This is a genomic window from Roseateles aquae, from assembly GCF_032337115.1.
Lineage (GTDB): Bacteria > Pseudomonadota > Gammaproteobacteria > Burkholderiales > Burkholderiaceae_C > Roseateles_C > Roseateles_C aquae.
Genome location: NZ_JAVXZY010000003.1, coordinates 286959 through 305949, shown reverse-complemented (window position 1 = coordinate 305949; position 18991 = coordinate 286959). Strand labels below are relative to the sequence as shown.

At 63.7% G+C, this 18991-nt stretch carries 17 protein-coding genes; 8 read left to right on the top strand and 9 right to left on the bottom strand.

All coding sequences use genetic code 11. The annotated features are described in order from the left end of the window. Nucleotides 1-74 precede the first annotated feature (74 nt). Nucleotides 75-1034 (top strand): tetratricopeptide repeat protein, encoded by a 960-nt coding sequence (locus RQP53_RS10195; protein ID WP_315650197.1) that lies wholly within the window; start codon nucleotides 75-77, stop codon nucleotides 1032-1034. A gap of 39 nt (nucleotides 1035-1073) precedes the next feature. Here RQP53_RS10195 and RQP53_RS10190 read toward each other — a convergent pair whose 3' ends face one another. Continuing rightward, entirely contained in the window at nucleotides 1074-2177 is a 1104-nt protein-coding gene (locus RQP53_RS10190) for an ATP-binding protein (RefSeq protein ID WP_315650196.1), read from the bottom strand. 17 nt (nucleotides 2178-2194) lie between these two features. Then, a complete protein-coding gene (locus RQP53_RS10185; protein ID WP_315650195.1) occupies nucleotides 2195-3091 on the bottom strand; it encodes a phosphoribosylaminoimidazolesuccinocarboxamide synthase in 897 nt (298 codons plus the stop codon). A gap of 353 nt (nucleotides 3092-3444) precedes the next feature. Here RQP53_RS10185 and hemB point away from each other — a divergent pair, with 353 nt between their 5' ends. Both hemB and RQP53_RS10175 read left to right on the top strand, forming a co-directional pair. Continuing rightward, on the top strand, nucleotides 3445-4449 hold the full coding sequence (gene hemB, locus RQP53_RS10180) for a porphobilinogen synthase (protein WP_315650194.1): 1005 nt from the start codon (nucleotides 3445-3447) through the stop codon (nucleotides 4447-4449). A gap of 4 nt (nucleotides 4450-4453) precedes the next feature. After that, a complete protein-coding gene (locus tag RQP53_RS10175) occupies nucleotides 4454-5533 on the top strand; it encodes a magnesium transporter CorA family protein (RefSeq protein WP_315650193.1) in 1080 nt (359 codons plus the stop codon). A gap of 21 nt (nucleotides 5534-5554) precedes the next feature. Here RQP53_RS10175 and ybeY read toward each other — a convergent pair whose 3' ends face one another. Further along, a complete protein-coding gene (gene ybeY, locus RQP53_RS10170) occupies nucleotides 5555-6001 on the bottom strand; it encodes an rRNA maturation RNase YbeY (RefSeq protein WP_315650192.1) in 447 nt (148 codons plus the stop codon). After that, complete coding sequence (locus RQP53_RS10165; protein ID WP_315650191.1) at nucleotides 5998-7053, bottom strand: PhoH family protein; 1056 nt, start codon at nucleotides 7051-7053, stop codon at nucleotides 5998-6000. The genes ybeY and RQP53_RS10165 overlap by 4 nt, the downstream gene beginning before the upstream one ends. A gap of 94 nt (nucleotides 7054-7147) precedes the next feature. On the opposite strand from RQP53_RS10165, the gene RQP53_RS10160 reads away from it, so the two are divergent. The 4 genes from RQP53_RS10160 to ruvB all read left to right on the top strand — a co-directional run bounded on the left by RQP53_RS10160 (nucleotide 7148) and on the right by ruvB (nucleotide 11491). Then, the gene (locus tag RQP53_RS10160) at nucleotides 7148-9025 is read left to right on the top strand and encodes a sensor histidine kinase (protein ID WP_315650190.1); all 1878 of its coding nucleotides are present in this window, start codon (nucleotides 7148-7150) and stop codon (nucleotides 9023-9025) included. Between the two features lie 103 nt (nucleotides 9026-9128). Continuing rightward, nucleotides 9129-9782 (top strand): response regulator, encoded by a 654-nt coding sequence (locus tag RQP53_RS10155; protein WP_315650189.1) that lies wholly within the window; start codon nucleotides 9129-9131, stop codon nucleotides 9780-9782. 73 nt (nucleotides 9783-9855) lie between these two features. After that, nucleotides 9856-10428, top strand: coding sequence for a Holliday junction branch migration protein RuvA (gene ruvA, locus RQP53_RS10150; protein ID WP_315650188.1), 573 nt, complete (start codon nucleotides 9856-9858; stop codon nucleotides 10426-10428). Between the two features lie 10 nt (nucleotides 10429-10438). Next, nucleotides 10439-11491, top strand: coding sequence for a Holliday junction branch migration DNA helicase RuvB (gene ruvB, locus RQP53_RS10145; protein ID WP_315650187.1), 1053 nt, complete (start codon nucleotides 10439-10441; stop codon nucleotides 11489-11491). Between the two features lie 93 nt (nucleotides 11492-11584). Here ruvB and RQP53_RS10140 read toward each other — a convergent pair whose 3' ends face one another. The 5 genes from RQP53_RS10140 to RQP53_RS10120 form a co-directional block, all read right to left on the bottom strand. Further along, nucleotides 11585-12523, bottom strand: a complete 939-nt coding sequence (locus tag RQP53_RS10140) for a porin (RefSeq protein WP_434064079.1) — start codon at nucleotides 12521-12523, stop codon at nucleotides 11585-11587. Nucleotides 12524-12698: 175 nt separating this feature from the next. Further along, complete coding sequence (locus RQP53_RS10135; RefSeq protein ID WP_315650185.1) at nucleotides 12699-13322, bottom strand: histidine phosphatase family protein; 624 nt, start codon at nucleotides 13320-13322, stop codon at nucleotides 12699-12701. Nucleotides 13323-13327: 5 nt separating this feature from the next. Further along, nucleotides 13328-13651 carry a DUF1840 domain-containing protein gene (locus RQP53_RS10130; protein WP_315650184.1) on the bottom strand — a complete coding sequence of 108 codons (324 nt, stop codon included), beginning with the start codon at nucleotides 13649-13651 and terminating at the stop codon, nucleotides 13328-13330. Nucleotides 13652-13738: 87 nt separating this feature from the next. Beyond that, nucleotides 13739-15808: a putative bifunctional diguanylate cyclase/phosphodiesterase gene (locus RQP53_RS10125; RefSeq protein WP_315650183.1), complete on the bottom strand. Its 2070-nt coding sequence runs from the start codon at nucleotides 15806-15808 to the stop codon at nucleotides 13739-13741. Beyond that, the gene (locus RQP53_RS10120) at nucleotides 15805-17085 is read right to left on the bottom strand and encodes a cyclic di-GMP phosphodiesterase (RefSeq protein WP_315650182.1); all 1281 of its coding nucleotides are present in this window, start codon (nucleotides 17083-17085) and stop codon (nucleotides 15805-15807) included. The genes RQP53_RS10125 and RQP53_RS10120 overlap by 4 nt, the downstream gene beginning before the upstream one ends. Before the next feature lie 257 nt (nucleotides 17086-17342). Here RQP53_RS10120 and pcaF point away from each other — a divergent pair, with 257 nt between their 5' ends. Then, nucleotides 17343-18545, top strand: a complete 1203-nt coding sequence (gene pcaF, locus RQP53_RS10115) for a 3-oxoadipyl-CoA thiolase (RefSeq protein ID WP_315650181.1) — start codon at nucleotides 17343-17345, stop codon at nucleotides 18543-18545. Nucleotides 18546-18991 lie beyond the last annotated feature (446 nt).

Genomic DNA, 18991 nt, shown 5'->3' with positions numbered 1-18991 from the left:
ACCTTGAATTGTAGGCGGCGCGCCCCCACAACCGGTATCGCCGCCCCCAAACCTCCATCAGGCACCGTCCTCACATGATCGATATCACGATACAGAACTTCGAGACCGAGCTGCTTCAGGCCTCGCTGCAACAGCCGGTGCTGCTCGACATCTGGGCCCCCTGGTGCGGCCCCTGCAAGAGCCTGGGCCCGGTACTGGAAAAGCTGGAAGTCGCCTACGCCGGACGTTTCAAGCTGGCCAAGCTCAATAGCGACGAGCAACCCGAGATCGCCAGCCAGCTGAGCCAGGCCTTTGGCGTGCGCAGTATCCCGTTTTGCGTGATGTTCGCCGGCGGCCAGCCGGTGGACGGCTTCGTCGGTGCGATTCCCGAAGCGCAGATCCGCGAATTCCTCGACAAGCACGTACCCAGCAGCGAGGCGCTGGAGGCCGAGGAAGAAGTCGCCGAGGCCGAAGCCTTGCTGGCCGAGGGCGATACCGACGCCGCGCTGCAAAAGCTGCACGATGCCGTGCAGGCAGATCCGAGCAATGAAACGGCACGCTTTGATCTGGTCCGCGCCTTGCTCGAAGGCGGACAGCTCACCGCCGCGCAAGCGGCTTTTGAACCCGTCGCCGCTCGCGCCGCCGACACCATCACGCCGCATGCCCGCTTTGCTGCGCTATCGCATTGGCTGCGCGCCGCCGAGCGAGCCACCGCCGGCGTCGATGCCGCCGCGTTGCAGGCAGCCATCGCTGCCAACCGGCGCGATTTCGAGGCCCGCTTCACCCTGGCGCAGCTGCTGTTCGCACAGCAGCAGTTCACCGCCGCCATGGACGAGCTGCTGGAAATCATCATGCGCGACAAGAGCTGGAACCAGGAGCTCGCGCGCAAGACCTACGTCGCCATCTTGGAACTGCTGACCAAGCCAGCACCCAAGCCCCAGCCTAGCGCTGGCGACAAAGCCGGGAGCCTGCAGCTGGCCGGGCAGACCTTGGTCACACCCAGTGACCCGCTGTTGGATCAGTACCGCCGCAAACTCAGCATGGCGCTGTTCTGAGCCGGCTGCAGGCGCGGTTCGGCGCCTGCGCAGCCCCGCTCAAAACGGCTGCAATGCGGCATCGCGCAGTTGCATCAGCCAGTCGGACTGCTGGCGCGCAAATTCGGCCCACTCCTGCACAGCCAGGTCGCGATGACGCTGAGCCGCGCCACCATCCCCCAACGCCTCATAGATCTGGCACAGCCTGCTGTGCGTGGCAGCACGATCATCGACGTCACAGGTTGGATCCAGCTCGATCTCGGCCTCGCGGGCCTGCTGCAAGGCTTGTTCAGACTGGCCACAATTGACCCTGCACCAGGCCATGTCAGCGAGCAAACTGCTCCCCAGTCGCGCCAGGCCGCGCGACATGGCCAGCGGTAGATGCTCCTCGTACAAGGCTCGCGCTGCCTCGAACTGCCCTTGCAGGACCAGAATCTGCGCACGCTGCACCGGGGTCAGATTGGGCAGCGATCGCGAGCTGACGGCGGCGTCGTAATGGTGAACAGAATCAAGCCCAAGCAATAGTTCGGCGTTCGGCTCGGCACGACCGGACAGAACCGCCCGTCGAGATTGCGCTGTGCGCATGGCCTGCATATTGAACATCAGCGATGACAGGCTCGCATCGTCGCCCTCGGCCAGCGCGTGGCTGCGTGCCCGTTCGTACCAGCGCTGCGCTTCGCCGGTGTCACCGGCGTAATGCCAGGCCAGCCCCATGCTCATGCAGGCGCGTGCCCGAGCAACATGATGCTCAGGTGCCGAGGCCTGCTGGCATTCACGCACCAGCTCCAACATCAAGGGCAACTCGTGTCGCACATAAGCCAACTGGGCCAACCAGGCACTGGCCAGCGCGATGATCTCGCTGAGCCCGGCCGACTTGGCAATTGCATAGGCGCGCTGGATCTTTTCCCGCGTGCTGCTGCTGAAGTCGGTGTAGTAGCTCATCAAGCCTTCGGCGAAGTGCAGCCAGGCCCCAATTTCAGGATGCGGATGCTGAAATGCCAGCTGATGCAGCGCCGTCAGTTGCTCCCGTGCTTCGGCCAAGGCTCCGTGCCGGGCCAGCAGCATTGCGCGCTTGGCTTTCAGGCAGGCGGCCAGCACCGGCTGCGCCGCAGCGGCAGCGATTTGTTGATCCAACTGCTTGAGCAAGCGCGACTTGATCTGCATGCTCGGCTCCCGGACGCTCAGCGCGTCAAACGTTCGAGCGCTTCGCGATACTTCGCTGCGGTTTGCTCAATGACTTCGGCCGGCAGGGCCGGGGCTGGAGCGACCTTGCCCCAGGGCTTGCCATCGACCTGCGCCTGTTCCAGCCAGTCGCGCAGGAACTGCTTGTCGTAGCTGGGCGGGTTGCTGCCGACGGCGTAGCTCTCTGCCGGCCAGTAGCGCGAGGAATCAGGCGTCAGCACCTCGTCCATCAGCGTCAGCGTGCCATCGACATCCAGGCCGAACTCGAACTTGGTGTCGGCAATGATGATGCCCTTGGTCAAGGCATAGTCGGCGGCACGGCGATAGAGCTCGATCGAAACGCGACGCACCTGTTCAGCCAGTTCGGCGCCAATGATCTCGACACAGCGTTCAAAGCTGATGTTCTCGTCATGGTCACCCATCTCGGCCTTGGTGGCCGGCGTGAAGATCGGTTCGGGCAACTTGCTGGCGTTTTGCAGGCCTGCCGGCAGTTGTACGCCGCAAACCTGGCCATTGCTCTTGTATTCGGCCCAGCCGCTGCCGGCGAGGTAGCCGCGTACCACGGCTTCGATGGGCAGCGGTTTCAGCCGTTTGACCAGCATCGAGCGATCGCGCACCTGGGCCTGCTCTGCAACTGTCACGACCGACAGTGGATCGTCGCCGGTCAGGTGATTGGGCACGATGCCGTCAAGTTGCTTGAACCAGAACAGCGCCATCTGCGTCAGCAGCGCGCCCTTGCCGGGAATCGGCTCACCCATGATGACGTCATAGGCCGAAATGCGATCACTGGCGATCATCAGGATGCGATCTTCGCCCACGGCATAGTTCTCGCGCACCTTGCCACGCGCGATCAGGGGAAGCGAGGTGATGGACGAATTCAGCAGGGCAGCGGTCATGGTGCGGGTTCCAACGAGAAGGCCCGGATTTTAGGCGCTGCGCCTGGCTTTGGATCGCCCGCGCAAGCCAGCCGCGACAGACGAAACAAAAAAAAGCCCCGGCTATCAAGCCGGGGCGGCAAAGCCTTTTCGCTGTCATCACGCAAAGGCTCCTGCTCAGGGAGGAAAAGCAGGGAACGACGCCTTGCGGCTATCATTCGCGTACAAGTTTAACAGAGCTGACATTTGGCGTCGCTACGGGATGTTGCGGATATCCGCGAACAATGCCACGGCACATCAGCGTCCGTGCATCCCTGATGAGCTGCCGCAGCCCCCTGCCTCGTATTTGCTGCCTCCCGGACCTGGAGATCGGTTTGTCCCATCTGACTGCCCCCTACCCGCTTGCCCGCCCACGCCGGCTGCGCCGCAACGCCTTTTCGCGCAATCTGGTGCGTGAGCATTCGCTCAGCGCCCATGACCTGATCCTGCCGGTGTTCGTCCACGAGGGCAGCAGCCTGCATCCGATCGACTCGATGCCCGGCGTTTCCCGGCTGCCGCTGGAACAATTGCTGCGCACCGCTGAAGAAGCGGTCGAGCTGGGCATCCCGGTCATCGCGCTGTTCCCCGCCATCGACCCTTCGCTGAAAACCATCGACGGCTCGGAGGCCTTCAATCCCAACGGCCTGATTCCGCGTGCCGTCAAGGCGCTGAAATCGCGCTTCCCGGAGTTGGGCGTGCTGACCGATGTCGCGCTCGACCCCTACACCAGCCATGGCCAGGACGGCCTGCCCGATGAGACCGGCTATCTGATCAACGATGCCACCGTCGAACTGCTGGTGCGCCAGGCACTGACCCAGGTCGAGGCCGGCGCCGATATGGTCGGCCCGAGCGACATGATGGACGGCCGCATCGGCGCGATCCGCCAGGCCTTCGAGCGCGACCGCCACCTGAACGCCCGCATCATGGCCTACAGCGTCAAGTACGCCAGCGCCTTTTACGGCCCTTTCCGCGATGCCGTTGGCTCCAAGAGCGCGCTGGGCAAGGCCGACAAGAACACCTATTACGTCGACCCGGGCAACAGCAACGAGGCCTTGCGCGAAGTCGCCATGGACCTGGCCGAGGGTGCCGACATGGTGATGGTCAAGCCCGGCATGCCCTATCTCGATGTGGTCCGGCGCGTCAAGGACGAGTTCGGCGTGCCGACCTTTGCCTATCAGGTCAGTGGTGAGTACGCGATGCTCAAGGCGGCCGCCGCCAATGGGTGGCTGAATCACGACGCGGTGATGATGGAGTCGCTGCTGGCCTTCAAGCGCGCCGGCGCCGATGGCGTGCTGAGCTATTTCGCACTGGAAGCCGCGCGGCTGCTGAAAAAGGCCTGAGCCCTTGCGCGCCTTTGCGGTTCATCCGGGTGGCTTCAGCGAGCTGCGGCAACTGCCACAAGACCTGCCGCCGGAAGGCTTTGTCTGGCTGAGCTTTGCCCGCGCCGAGTTCGAGGCCCGTGTGCCCGAGCTGCAGGCCAGCCTGCAGCATTGGGCCGGCGGCACCCTGGTCGACCTGCATGTGTCCGACCTGCTCAACGCCCAGCTGCCCTCGCATTTCGACTACACCTCCTGGTACGACCTGCTGGTGTTTCGCCGCTTGGCTGCCAGCAGCGCCAGCGAACAGCGCGAAGAAGAGCCGGCGGCCGACGCGATGCTCAGCTCGATCGACACGAATCCGGTCGGTTTCGCGGTCTTCGACCATGTGCTGGTGACGGTCCACCCGGACGACTGCCTGGTACGCGACTTTTTTGCCGAGCGCCTGGAACGCTGGCATGAAGGCCGCGATCTGCGCGGCGGCGGTCGCCTGCCCAGCAGCCCGGCCGAGCTGATGCTGCGCATGGTCAACCACATGGTTGACAGCTATCTGGAGCTGCGCCGGCAGCTGACGCGCCAGTTCAGCGCCCTGCAGCGTCAGCTGCTCGATCCACACAGCCAGTTCGACGACTGGCCGGCACTGCAAACCGCGCGCGATGCGCTGCACCGCTTGGAAGACACCTGCGAAGACCAACGCAGCGCGCTGCAGGAGTGGATGGACGCGCTGGCCGAGTGGCCACCCGGCACCAGCTTGCTGGCCGAGCGCGAGCGCGAGCTCTTGCGGGTGCGCTCACGCGATGTGCTGGAGCATGTGGAGCGGGTGCTCAGCCATGTGCGGCGCCTGGAGAGCTCGGCCGAGACCGCGGTGCAGATGCACTTCTCGGCGCTGGGCCACCGCACCAACAACATCATGCGCACGCTGACGGTGCTGACGGCCATCTTTCTGCCGCTGAACCTGATCACCGGCATCTTCGGCATGAACTTCGATGCGCTGCCGCTGGTGCACAAGGCGCTGGGCTTCTGGATCGCCTTCGGGCTGATGCTGGCCGTCGGCCTGGGCCTGGGCGCCTTCTTCTGGCGCAAGCGCTATCTGAGCACGCGCAACTGAGGCGCACCGCGGCGGCTGCGTTCAGCCCTTGAAGTAGGGATCGGCAAAGCCCAGCGCCAGCATGATCTCGGTCTCGCGGGCCTCCATGCACTCGGCCTCGTCGTCCTCTTCGTGGTCGTAGCCCTGCGCATGCAGCGTGCCGTGGACCAGCATGTGGGCATAGTGAGCCGCCAGGTCCAGCTTCATCTCGGCTGCCTCGCGTTCCACCACCTCGGCGCAGATGACCAGATCGGCGCCGACCACCGGTTCATGGCTGTAGTCGAAGGTCAGCACATTGGTGGCGTAGTCCTTACCGCGGAATTCGCGGTTCAGCTGGCGACCTTCCTCGGCGTCGACGATGCGCACGGTCAGCTCGCCGGGCAGCTCCAGCGCCGCGCGTATCCAGCGCTGCACCTTGTGGCGCGGCAGCAGCGGCTTGTGGCGCGGATCCGCAAACTGCAGCGACAGGCTCAGTTCAGGACGGCTCATGCAGACGCTCCCTTGGTGTTGCCAGCGGCCTTGGCCTCGCGCGCCTCGGCGCGCAGTCGCGCGGCCGTCTGCGCCTCGTAGGCATCGACGATGCGCGCCACCAGCGGATGGCGCACCACATCGGCCGAGGTGAAGTGGGTCATCGAAATGCCCTTGACCCGCGCCAGCACCCGCTCGGCATCGATCAAGCCACTGCTCATGCCGCGCGGCAGGTCGATCTGGCTGGTGTCGCCGGTGACGACGCAGCGGCTGCCAAAGCCGATGCGGGTCAGGAACATCTTCATCTGCTCCGGCGTGGTGTTCTGCGCCTCATCGAGGATGACGAAGGCGTGATTCAGGGTGCGACCGCGCATGAAAGCCAGCGGCGCAATTTCCAGCTGGCCTTTCTCGAAGGCCTTGGTGACACGATCAAAGCCCATCAGGTCGTAGAGCGCGTCATACAGCGGGCGCAGATAGGGGTCGACCTTTTGCGTCAGATCGCCGGGAAGAAAGCCGAGTCGCTCACCGGCCTCGACGGCCGGCCGGGTCAGGATGATGCGCTGCACGGCCGAGCGCTCCAGCGCGTCGACGGCGCAGGCGACCGCCAGAAAGGTCTTGCCGGTCCCCGCCGGGCCAATACCGAAGCTGATGTCGTGGGAAAGAATGTTCTTCAGATAGAGGTGCTGATTGGGCGTTCGTCCGGCCAGATCGGCGCGGCGGGTACGCAGCACCAGCGGGCCATCGGCGGCCGGGACAGCGCCAGCACCTTCTGCCGCCTTGCGCGCACCGCGGCGCGGCGACGCACCATCAGCCAGCTGCATCGCCGCCTCGGTGATGGCCAGCTGCAGCAGCTCGGCGGCGATCGGCTTCTTGGCGCGCTCGTACAGCGATTCCAGCAGCTGCAGGCTGCGCTCGGCAGCGGCCTTGATGCCTTCGATACGGAACTGCTCGCCGCGGCGGCTGATGCGCACATCCAGCGCGGCCTCGACCTGGCGCAGATGATCGTCCAGCATGCCGCACAGATGGGCGAGACGCGGGTTGTCGATGGGCGTGAAGGAATGGCGGAGGATCAAGGCGGCACTTCCGGGTTCAATGGCTCAAGATGGCTATTGTCGCCCGGGCATCTACGCGGCTCGCAAGGGGCGCTCGTCCTGCACAATGCCGCCCATGCGATTCCTGCTCCGAGAACGTCCCCACCTGCCGCCAGTGGCGCGGCTGTGCCAGACCTTGTTGCTGCTGCTGAGCCTGCTGCTGACCCTGCCTGGACAGGCCCAGGTGCTCAACCGCGCCGAGTTGGTGCTCAGCGACGCCGAGCGCTTCCCCGACGGTGAGCCCACCCAGACTCAATCGCTTCCGGATCTGTGGGCGCAAAGCCGCCCTGGCTACACCGGCCAGGCCTGGTACCGCTGGCATGCCCAGCTGCAGCCCAGCGGGCGCCGTTTGGGGCTGTATATCGACAAGGTCTGCAGCAACTACCAGCTGCGTCTGAATGGCCAGCTGGTGTTCGCCCAAGGCCGCTACGGCGAGCCGCTGACGGACCGCTGCGACCAGCCGCAACTGCTCGATCTGCCAGCCGAATGGTTGCTGCGCGGTGAGAACGTCATCGACCTGCGGCTGAGCGGCTACGAGGCCCAGGCGCTGGGTCCGCAGGAGCGCAGCACCCGCCTGTCGCCGCCCGAGCTGGGTGAGTACGACACGCTGGCGCGCCGCCAGGCCCTGGCTGAGTTCTGGCGGCTCGGCCTGCCGCGCTTGCTCAGTGCCATGGTGCTGATGCTGTCGCTGTGCATGGGCCTGTTGGCGCTGATGCAGAAGCAGGAACGGCAGCTGCCCTACCTGGCTGGACTGATGCTGGCCTGGCCTCTGCTCGGCGCTCGCCCTTGGTTGGCTGATCTGGGCTGTTCGCGGCTGAGCGCAGAACTGCTCATGTTGGCGGTGCTGGCCCTGTTCGCACTCTGCGCCGTGCAGTTCCTGCTGCGTCAGCAGGGCCTGCGTCGCATGCCCATCGATGCTGCACTGCTGGCCCAGTGCCTGCTGCTTCCCTTGACTGTAGGCCTGGCTCCCGCCGCTTGGCAGGGCCGCCTGGCCCACGGCTGGCAGGCGCTGATCGGCCTGGAAATCCTGCTGGCCATGGCCTGGCATCTGTGGCTGCGCCAGCTGGCGATCAAGCAGGCCGGCAGCGGACAGGGCCAAATGCGCCAGGACTTTGCGCTGATGGCCGCCCTGCTGGGCCTGGGCGCCTGCGCCGTGCTGATGGAGTACGCGATGCAGGCACTGCGCCTGCCGCTGTGGCTGCCGCTGAGCCCGTTGGCCGTGCCGCTGCTGCTGATCGGACTGGGCCTGCAGCAACTGGCTGCCCAGGTCCGAGGCCGCCGCGGTGTGGAGCAAAAGCTGGTGCTGAACGAGTTGCGCCTGCAGGAACGCATTGCCGAGGTCGAACGCAATTTCAGCGCCATGGCCGAACAGAAGTTGGAACAAGTGACCGAACGCGAGCGCAAACGGATTGCTGCCGATCTGCATGACGATCTGGGCGCCAAGCTGCTGACCATCGTGCACACCAGCGAATCGGACCGCATCTCGACTCTCGCCCGCGAGGCGCTGGAGGAAATGCGCCTGTCGGTTCGCGGCCTGACCGGCAAGCCGGTGCAGCTGCTGGACGCGTTGGGCGACTGGCGCGCTGAAGTGGTCTCGCGCCTGGGGCAGGCCAATATCCTGGCCGAATGGAAATCCCCGGCCGAGGACATCGTGCACACGCTGCCGGCGCGTGCTTACGTGCAGACGACGCGCATTCTGCGCGAGGCCGTCAGCAACATCATCAAGCACAGCGGCGCCACGCACTGCATCATTGGCTGCAATGTTCAGGACGGCGACTTCCAGGTCATCATCCAGGACAACGGCCAGGGCATCCCGATGGAGCTGGATGGCCGCCTGGATCGCGGCCACGGCATGGCCAGCATGAAGTCACGGGCCAAGCAATTGCAGGGCCAGTGCCTGGTCGAATCGGGGCCGGGCTGGGGAACCGTGATCCGGCTCACGATTCCACTTTGAATCTGCTGCTTCTGCGCTTGCGCGATTTGGCTTTTCTACCGATAAAGGCGTACTGTTGCGCCAGGCACCTCCCGCCGCAAGGCGCATGACCTTTCGAGATTCCATGAACCACATCCTGCTGCTTGAAGACATTCCCGAGATCCGTGCCTGGCTGAAGGCCTTGATCAAACAGGTGTTCGCCAACGCGGTCATCACCGAGTGCTCGCGCGTGCAGGATGCGCTGCAGCAGGTCAACGCCCAGAAGTTCACGCTGGCCCTGCTGGATCTGGGCCTGCCCGACGGCTCGGGCGTCGACGTGATCGCGGCGCTGCGCGAGAAGCAACCCGAGGTGCAGTCGGTCATCGTCACCATCCACGACGACGACGAGCACCTGTTCCCCGCCCTGCAGGCCGGCGCCTTCGGCTATCTGCTGAAGGAGCAGTCGCGGGAACTGCTGGTCGAGCAGCTGCAGCGCATCAGCCAGGGCGAGCCTCCGCTGTCGCCATCGATCGCCCGCAAGGTGATTGCCTATTTCGCTTCGCAGCGCCGCCCGCAGGCGACGCCGCAGCTGATCGAGGTGTCGCTGACCGATCGCGAAACCGAGGTGCTGTTGCGCGTCGCCAAAGGCTTCACGCTGCCGGAGATCGGCGTGCAGCTGGGCCTGTCGCGCCACACGATTGCCGACTACGTCAAGCAGATCTACCGCAAGCTCAACGTCTCCTCGCGCGCCGAAGCCGCGCTGGAAGCGCAGCGCCTGGGCCTGTTCAACCGCAACTGAGCCAGGCAGAAGGCCCGCGGGCGGCAAAGATTCCCTGTGCCGGCCACGCCGGCGGGCCGGATAATCGCCGCCCATGATAGGAAGACTCAGCGGCGTCATCGCGGAAAAATCGCCCCCGCTTGTTCTGATCGATGTGCAGGGCGTCGGCTACGAGGTCGACGTGCCGATGAGCACCTTCTACAACCTGCCACCGCTGGGTGAGCGGGTCAGCCTGCTGACGCACTTTGTCGTCCGCGAAGACGCGCAGATTCTGTTCGGCTTCCTCAGCGCCGAAGAGCGCGCAACCTTCCGGCAGCTGATCAAGATCAGCGGCGTCGGTCCCAAGCTGGCACTGTCGCTGCTGTCGGGCCTGAGCGTCGCCGAACTGGCCCAGGCGGTCAGCCGGCAGGAAGCCGGCCGCCTGGTCAAGGTGCCGGGCATCGGCAAGAAAACCGCCGAGCGGCTGCTCTTGGAGCTCAAGGGCAAGCTGGGCCCCGATCTGGCGGTGCCCGCCACCATCGCCAACGACAACCAGGCCGATATCCTTCAGGCCCTGGTGGCGCTGGGCTATAGCGAGAAGGAAGCCGCAGCGGCGCTGAAGTTGCTGCCGGCCGAGATTGGCGTCAGCGAAGGCATCAAGCAAGCGCTGAAGTCGCTGTCGCGCTGAGGGTCAGGCCATGAGCATTCAGACCGACGACTTTGCCAGCGCCCCGCGCGTGATCAGCGCCACCCCCAGCTCGCCGCAGGAAGAGGCGATCGAGCGGGCCTTGCGCCCCAAGCTGCTCGATGAATACGTGGGCCAGCGCAAGGCCCGCGAACAGCTGGAAATCTTCATCGGCGCCGCACGCAAACGCGACGAAGCGCTCGACCATGTGCTGCTGTTCGGCCCGCCAGGCCTCGGCAAGACGACGCTGTCGCACATCATTGCCGCCGAACTGGGCGTCAATCTGCGCCAGACCTCAGGCCCGGTGCTGGAGAAACCCAAGGACCTGGCCGCGATCCTGACCAATCTCGAGAAGAACGATGTGCTCTTCATCGACGAGATTCACCGCCTCTCCCCGGTGGTCGAGGAAATCCTCTACCCGGCGCTGGAGGACTACCAGATCGACATCATGATCGGCGAAGGCCCGGCCGCCCGCTCGATCAAGCTCGATCTGCAACCTTTCACGCTGGTCGGCGCAACCACGCGCGCCGGCATGCTGACCAACCCATTGCGCGACCGCTTCGGCATCGTCGCCCGGCTGGAGTTCTACTCGGCGGAGGAGTTGCAACGCATCGTCACACGCTCGGCCGGCCTCTTGAACGCGCCGATCGAGACCGATGGCGCACTGGAAATCGCGCGTCGTTCGCGTGGCACACCGCGGATTGCCAACCGCCTGCTGCGCCGCGTGCGCGACTATGCCGACGTCAAGGGCGACGGCCGCATCACCAAACAGATTGCCGATCTGGCCCTGGCCATGCTGGATGTGGATCCGCAAGGCTTCGACCTGATGGACCGCAAGCTGCTGGATGCCGTCGTCCATCGCTTCGATGGCGGTCCGGTCGGGCTAGACAACGTCGCCGCTGCCATCGGCGAGGAGCGCGACACCATCGAGGACGTGATCGAACCCTATCTGATTCAGCAGGGCTTTTTGCAGCGCACACCGCGGGGGCGCATCGCCACACTCGCAGCCTACCGGCATCTGGGCGTTGCGCCACCGAAGGCGATGGGGGATTTGTTCGAGGCTTGACACTCACTCCCATGCGTAAGCGCTGAACCACAAAGTCAGAAGACAAGAAAAAAGGCGACCCGAAGGTCGCTTTTTTCACATCCGATCCTACGATCAGAAGTTGTGGCGGATGCCCACTGCCAGCGAGCTCAGGTCACCAGAGTTGATCTTCTTGTCGAGGTTCGTGTAGAAGCCGTAGACCTTGGTGCGCTTGCTCAGGTTGTAGTTGTAAGCCAGCGTGAATTGCTTGCCCGAGGTATCAACGCCAGCAACGGTCGAGTTGTTAGCAGCCGAACCGAAGTTCACGTGGAACTCCGAAGCGCCCATCGTGTACATCGCGGCCAGACGATAGATGTTGTAGGCCTTGGTGCCAGCAGCGCCTTCGTCAGCACGCTGGTAGTAACCACCGATGGTGATTTCGCCCAGTTCGTACAGGGCACGAGCGCCCCATTGCTTGGCATCGCCCTGCTCGCTATAGCCTGCGCCCAGGTGCAGAGGACCTTGGTCGTAGTTACCAGCCAGGTCAGTGCTGCGCTTTTCGCCGGCAGCGCCTTCGCCCAGGTGCACAGCGACTTCACCGCTGAAACCGTCGATGTTCGGGGTGAAGTAACCGATCTTGTTGGTCGTGGTGAAGCCAGCGCCGGAGTACAGCTTGTCTTCCGAATTGCCGGTGTCATGGTTGTGCATCGACACGTAGTCAGCGGTGGCGAAGTAGGAACCCGGGGTCCACTTGCCCAGGCGGACAGCACCGAAGGAACCAGCCAGTTGCACCGAAGCTTCGCGGTTCCAGAAGGCGGCGTTGGTCGCCTTGCCATCATCCGAGTTCAGACCATGTTCCAGGGCGAAGCTGGCCTTCAGACCGCCGCCCAGATCTTCCGTACCCTTGAAACCCAGGCGCGAGTTGTTGTTGACCATCTTGACGACACGCGAATTGGTGCCTTCCTTGATGCTTTCAACGGACGTATTCAGACGGCCCCACAGGGTCACCGAGCTTTGTGCGAAAGCCGAAGCAGACAGAGCTGCCAGGGCGGCGACGATAGCGATCTTCTTCATCATTTGCCTTTTGTGAGTGGATGGATTGCCGGGCTTGCAACGCCTGGTCTTTTCGCAAAATGTGGCGGAAGTATAGGAGTGCAAGGGTTTGACCGGGTTCAGATCGACGCAAAATTGCAACACTTCACTGCTATACAGCAACGTTGGCGAATAGCACTTGCCAACAGGGACAACCCTAGCTCTCCAGGTGGCGACCGTCGCCCCAGGCGATAACACGCCAGCCCTCGTCGCTGCGCAGAAGCCGGTTGATACGCGCATGACCGAGTTCCCAACTGCGCGACACGTCTAGCGCCGCGTGGGTGGCATGGCGAAACAGGGTGTCCATGACACCGCCATGGGCAAGCAGCAGGATTTGCTGCCCGGGATGGTTCTTCGCAAGAAGCTCGGCGGTGCTCAGCACGCGTGCATGCAGCTCCTGCAGACTTTCGCCGCCGTCGGCGGCAAACAGCGGATCCCGCCGGTGCCAACGCTCGCTTTGTTCTGGCCACTGCGCGGCAATCTCTGCCCAGTGCAAACCCTCGAACGCGCCAAAACTGCGCTCACGCAGGCCTTTGTCGCAACGCAAAGGCAGGCCCAGACGCTGCGCCAATGGTTGGGCCGTCTGCACCGCACGACTCAGATCGCTGCAGTAAATCGCCGCCAGCACCTCATCAGCGAGCGCATCAGCCAGGCGCTGCGCCTGCCAAAGACCGCGCTCGTTCAGGCCGATATCGCTATGACCCTGGATGCGCCCCGCCAGATTCCAGTCGGTTTCGCCATGGCGAACCGCGAGCACCTGCGTCGCGCTGTCCAGGCTCATCGCGCTCAAACCCCCCAGACCAGATCTGCTTGATTTTGCAGACTGTGGCGCATCAACTCAAGCAAGGGCCAACAACGTTTGCGTGCCGAAATCGCTGGCTGCGGCGGCGGCGCATCGCCACGCGCGACTGCCTCATCAATCAGGGCCTGCAGACGCAGCTCCTCGGCGGTGATAGCGGCCTCTATGGCGCCCATGGCTTCCGCCATCTCTGCATGACGCACGATTCCTGGCGCCAGCGGGTCGCGTTGCAGCCATTGCAGCACCTGCTTGCCCTGTGCCTCAAGCATGATCACATCGGCGCCTGCCTTGGACTTGAACTTGTAAAGCATCTGACTCCCATCAAGCGAATCGCCAATGACTCGCTACATGCAACATTGTGCGGCCAGCAGCGCTGGCCAGGGGCGGTTCGCAAGCGGCTAATGAGGCCACACCCGCTCTGCAAACCCCTGCACGTCCATGGCAGGGGCAAACAGAAAGCCTTGATATTCATGGCAGCCACTGGCGGCCAGAAAACTGCGCTGGGCATCGGTTTCGACGCCTTCGGCAATGACCTTCAGCTTCAGTGCCCGCCCCATCTGGACAATGGCATTGACGATGCCGGCGTCACTGGCATCGCCCGGCAGGCCTTTCACAAAGCTGCGATCTATTTTCAGGCGCTGAATCGGAAACCGCTTCAGATAGCCGAGACTGGAATAGCCAGTGCCAAAGTCGTCAATGGACATGCAGACGCCCAACTCAGCCAGCGATTGCAGCCGCCGCAGCGCATCTTCCGCATCGCGCAGCAGGATGGATTCGGTCAATTCCAATTCAAGCAACGAGGGCGGCAGGCCGCTGGCCTTCAGCACTGCGGCGACCGACTCGACAAATTGAGCCTGCTGAAACTGCAAGGCGGATACGTTCACCGCCACCGGCATGCGCCTGCCCTGGCGCAGCCATTCGGCTGCCTGCTGAACCGCCTGCTGCAGGACCCAATCGCCGATCGCGACGATAAAGCCACTTTCCTCGGCCACCGGGATGAATTCGCCGGGTGGCACCTCGCCGCGCAAGGGATCACGCCAGCGAATCAGGGCCTCGGCGCCGATGACGGCCTGGCTGCGCAGGTCGATTTGAGGCTGGTAGTGCAAGCGAAACTGCCCGTCTTGCAGGGCCTGGCGCATCGCATGGTCGAGGCGCATTCTCGACAGCAGATCGACATCCTTGCGGGGCTGATGGAAGCGGAACGCCCCGCGCCCGCTTTCCTTGACCCAGTGCATGGCCCGCTCTGCGCTGGCCATCAATTCCTCGATAGTCAGGCCATCGCCTGGAAACAGAGCGATGCCTGTGCTACAGGTCACGGTGAAGGACAGTGTGTCAAAGCTGAAAGGGCGGGACATCGCTTCCTGGACGCGCCGCGCCGCATGCTCGGCGCCACGAGCATCTCCTTGATGAATCAGCAAGGCAAACTCGTCGCCGCCCAGCCTCGCCACGGTATCCACCTCGCGCAAGCAATCCTTCAGTCTTTGCGCGACATCCTTGAGAACCCGGTCCCCGTACGAGTGCCCCAGCGTATCGTTGATCTGCTTGAAGCGGTCAAGATCCACGTTCAGCAAGGCAAATGGGGAAGCTTCTCGGCGTGCCATGGCCTGGGCGTACTCCATGCGCTCAGCCAGAGCCCTGCGGTTGGGCAGGCCGGTCAGCATGTCGGTATGTGACAGCTCTTCGATGCGTTGATGTGCGGCCAGCTTTTCACTGAGGTCGCGGTAGGAATAGACACGCCCGATGGGGCGGCCGCGACTCCATTGCGGGATGGAGACCCGCTCCAGCACTCTGCCGTCGAGCAGCTTGATGACATCGCTGGTCTGCAGCAGCGGCGCCTCCTGCACAGCTGCCAGACGGCCGACATAGGCCGGGCCGTCGACGACGCTGCGTCGCATCCAGGCATGGACGGCCTCGTCATTGCGTTCGGCGAGCAGATCCTCCGGAATGCCCCATAGCGTGGCAAAGCGGCGATTGAAGGACCGCATACGCCCGGCCAGATCAGTCACCAGAATGCCGTCTGCGGTCGATTCGAGCGTTGCCTTCAATTCCGCAACCAGGGCTTCGCGCTCTTCGTCCGCCTGACGCTGTCGGCTGAGGTCATGCATGGAGACCAGCCAAAACCCGTCCCCATCGGGCACTGCCACATGCGCGATTCGCCGTGAAATCCACAGCATGTGGCCATCGGCATGGCGCAGCATCGTGTCTGACTGCAGTGACTCACGCCGCCCCGCTGCCGCCTCCAACCAGAACGCCAAGTCTTCAGGCGTTGAGGCGAGCGTTTCCATCGAGCAGCCCAGCAACTGCTCGGCACCCATGCCCAACATCCGCTCCGAAGCCTGGTTGGCCGCGACCACACAACTGGTGCCCGCATCTACCAGCCAAACGGCCTCCTGCAAACCATCCAGCAGGCTGGCGTATCGGGCGCTATGGGAACGGGGGCTGGGCGTTGGCAGGCTGACCAGCCTCACGCCGCCATCTCCCCAGCCGGTGCGCTGGCAGCCGATTCGAAGAAATAAGCCACCCGTGTTCGCGGGCTCAGATAGTCAAGTGACGCCCGTGGCAACATGGCCGGCTTGAGGCTGCGCCGGATGCCGAGATCGGGGTGCTCTTCGAGGTTGACGATCAACGCCTCATCGCGCGGCACCTTGGTGTCGTGAACCATCACCTTGGGCTTGAGCGGGCGCGATGAATTCACTGCCACCACCAGCGCATACCGGTCGTCGGTCAGTTGCACCGTCGAGCCCGGCGGGTAGACGCCCATCATGCGGATGAAAGCGTTCAACATGGTCGCATCAAATCGATTGCGCCCCTGAGCAAACATCAGCGACAAGGCCTCATGCGGCGTCATCGACTTGGAAGCCAGGAGCGGATTGCACAGCCCATCAAAGCGGTTGACCAGGGCAACAATCCGCGCTGCGGCGCTCATGCGGTCGACATTGATGCGCTGCGGGAAGCCGCTGCCATCGGCGTTTTCATGGTGCTGCGCGATGACCAGCAAGGGGCCCGGCGGCATACCCATCTGCTGGGCCATGGCCACACCCTTGATGACGTGCTGCTGATAGAGCTGCGTCTCTGCCATCGTGAAACTGTCGTCGCGGTGGCGTACGCGCGCTGGCAACTCCAGTTTGCCGATATCGTGCAGCAGCGAGCCAACGCCCAGATCCATCATTTCCTCGCGACCCAGCCCGAAGGCACGCCCCAGGAGCAACGAGATGATCGAGACATTCAGCGCATGGGCCGTGCCGCGATCGCCGGCAGCCTCATTGAGCAGGCGGATATTGACATCGCCCTCGATCAACATCTTGTCCAGCAAGGCCTGCGTGAGCGCGAACGATTGATCGCGCGCATTTCGACCATCGCGCGCCAACATATCCGTCACTTCGCGGAAGGCACTGGCTGCCTCGGCATACTGCCGCTCGCATTGCAGCAAGGCCGCTCGCTGAGCCGCCAATGCGCGTCGGTGGGCCTCCTTGGCCTGCTGCTCCGGCGACACCGTTGTCGGCAGTTCGGTCACCGCGGCCGGCGTTTCGACCGCCGCCGCGTCGGTTTGCAAATCGCTTTTCGACGGACTCCAGCGCACCTGTTTCAAGCCCAGACGCTTCAAGATCAGCAGTTGGTCTTCTGAACTGAGCTTGAAGCTGCTGAGCGGAAATGGGTGCGACATCCAGCCCAGGTCCAGATGGATAAACATACCCACCCGCAACTGCGCGACATCGATCAACGGATCTGAAGTTGTGTCCTTCATTGGATTCCTACACTCGCCGGGAGGCGCCCTCGAAAGCAGCTTCGGCAGATCCGAGATTGAACTTGAGCCGAAAAGGCATTCGGCGATGATGGTGCGAATAGGGCTGGCATATCCGTGCGATCAGTCACGAGTTTATGCGGACAGATACACCTGCCTGAGCAGACAAAGTTCAATCAATGAACCTTGGTTCATAATTAGAACTTCGCTGCCGATCACAAACGCGCGCAACGCTACTCTGACCACCGAAAGGACGCCCCATGAGTCAAGCCTTTATTTGTGATGCCCAGCGCACTCCATTCGGACGCTATGGCGGCGCCCTGTCCGGTGTGCGGGCTGACGATCTGGGCGCGATTCCCATTCAAGCCCTGCTCAAGCGCCACCCTGGCGTCGACTGGGAGGCGCTGGACGAGGTGCTGTATGGCTGCGCCAACCAGGCCGGCGAGGACAATCGCAATGTCGCGCGGATGTCGGCACTGCTGGCCGGCCTGCCGATTGCTGTGCCCGGCGCAACGCTGAACCGCCTCTGCGGCTCAGGCATGGACGCCGTGGGCAGCGCCGCCCGGGCAATTCGCGCCGGCGAAGCGGATCTGCTGATTGCCGGTGGCGTCGAGAGCATGAGCCGCGCGCCGTTCGTGATGCCCAAGGCCGAATCCGCCTTCTCGCGCAGCAATGCCGTCTACGACACAACAATTGGCTGGCGCTTCATCAACCGGCTGATGAAGGAACGCTATGGAGTGGACTCGATGCCGGAAACCGCCGAAAACGTCGCCCAGGAGTTTGGCATCGAGCGCGAAGCCCAGGATCGCATGGCGCTGGCCAGCCAGATGAAAACCGTAGCCGCGCAGCGCGCCGGCTTCTTCGACGCAGAAATCACGCCAGTGACGCTGGCACAGAAGAAGGGCGAGCCCATCATCGTCAGCGTCGATGAACACCCTCGCGAGACCAGCCTCGAAGCCTTGGCCAAACTCAAGGGCGTGGTTCGCCCGGACGGCAGCGTCACCGCCGGCAATGCCTCCGGTGTCAACGATGGCGCCTGCGCCCTGCTGATGGCCAGCGAAGCCGGCGCGCGCCGCCATGGACTCACACCAAGGGCGCGCGTGGTCGGCATGGCCACGGCCGGAGTGGCGCCGCGCATCATGGGCATCGGCCCGGCGCCAGCGACGCTCAAGGTGCTGCAGCGCACCGGATTGAGCCTCGCGCAAATGGATGTGATCGAGTTGAACGAGGCCTTCGCCGCCCAGGGACTGGCCGTGCTGCGCCAACTTGGCTTGGCCGATGACGATGCCCGGGTCAATCCGAACGGTGGGGCCATTGCCCTGGGCCATCCGCTGGGCGCCAGTGGTGCACGGCTCGTCACCACGGCCATCAATCATCTGCACCGCAGCGGCGGCCGCTATGCGCTATGCACCATGTGCATCGGCGTCGGCCAAGGGATTGCACTGGTGCTGGAACGGGTCTGATCCCACCACAGCTGAAGCCGGCTGGACCGCGATCTGCGGGCCTGTCCCAAGCACTCAAATGAAACGCCCGCCCGTCGTGAGACGCTGGCGGGCGTCTTCGTTTGGCGCATGAACATTGTTTTGTTTGGCAACCTCGTTCTGCGACGGCGTTGTGACAGAAATTGAGAATTGTTTACTGACAAACCATTGATGTTCTGTCGGCACAGCATGGGATACTGAATCGAAATCGGTTTGTGTATCGCACATATGCCAAAAGACATCTGCCCGACGGGCAGGTACAACTTGGCTGCTCACACACAGTCACTACAACAAGAAACCGCCGTTTTGCCCGCGGCCCATAGGGTCGGCTACTGTCAGCTGTCGAGGAGGAGTCGCACTGCCGTGCACCGTCGGCCGTGCGTATTGGTTCGCCGCAATATCACCAATATGGTGCATCATCGTGCGAA

Excerpts from the sequence above, each read along its gene's own strand:
- RQP53_RS10195 (WP_315650197.1), top strand. The coding sequence starts at position 75 with ATGATCGATATCACGATACAGAACTTCGAGACCGAGCTGCTTCAGGCC.
- RQP53_RS10190 (WP_315650196.1), bottom strand. The coding sequence starts at position 2,177 with ATGCAGATCAAGTCGCGCTTGCTCAAGCAGTTGGATCAACAAATCGCT.
- RQP53_RS10185 (WP_315650195.1), bottom strand. The coding sequence starts at position 3,091 with ATGACCGCTGCCCTGCTGAATTCGTCCATCACCTCGCTTCCCCTGATC.
- ybeY (WP_315650192.1), bottom strand. The coding sequence starts at position 6,001 with ATGAGCCGTCCTGAACTGAGCCTGTCGCTGCAGTTTGCGGATCCGCGC.
- RQP53_RS10160 (WP_315650190.1), top strand. The coding sequence starts at position 7,148 with ATGCGATTCCTGCTCCGAGAACGTCCCCACCTGCCGCCAGTGGCGCGG.
- RQP53_RS10155 (WP_315650189.1), top strand. The coding sequence starts at position 9,129 with ATGAACCACATCCTGCTGCTTGAAGACATTCCCGAGATCCGTGCCTGG.
- ruvA (WP_315650188.1), top strand. The coding sequence starts at position 9,856 with ATGATAGGAAGACTCAGCGGCGTCATCGCGGAAAAATCGCCCCCGCTT.
- ruvB (WP_315650187.1), top strand. The coding sequence starts at position 10,439 with ATGAGCATTCAGACCGACGACTTTGCCAGCGCCCCGCGCGTGATCAGC.
- RQP53_RS10140 (WP_434064079.1), bottom strand. The coding sequence starts at position 12,523 with ATGAAGAAGATCGCTATCGTCGCCGCCCTGGCAGCTCTGTCTGCTTCG.
- RQP53_RS10135 (WP_315650185.1), bottom strand. The coding sequence starts at position 13,322 with ATGAGCCTGGACAGCGCGACGCAGGTGCTCGCGGTTCGCCATGGCGAA.
- RQP53_RS10130 (WP_315650184.1), bottom strand. The coding sequence starts at position 13,651 with ATGCTTTACAAGTTCAAGTCCAAGGCAGGCGCCGATGTGATCATGCTT.
- RQP53_RS10120 (WP_315650182.1), bottom strand. The coding sequence starts at position 17,085 with ATGAAGGACACAACTTCAGATCCGTTGATCGATGTCGCGCAGTTGCGG.
- pcaF (WP_315650181.1), top strand. The coding sequence starts at position 17,343 with ATGAGTCAAGCCTTTATTTGTGATGCCCAGCGCACTCCATTCGGACGC.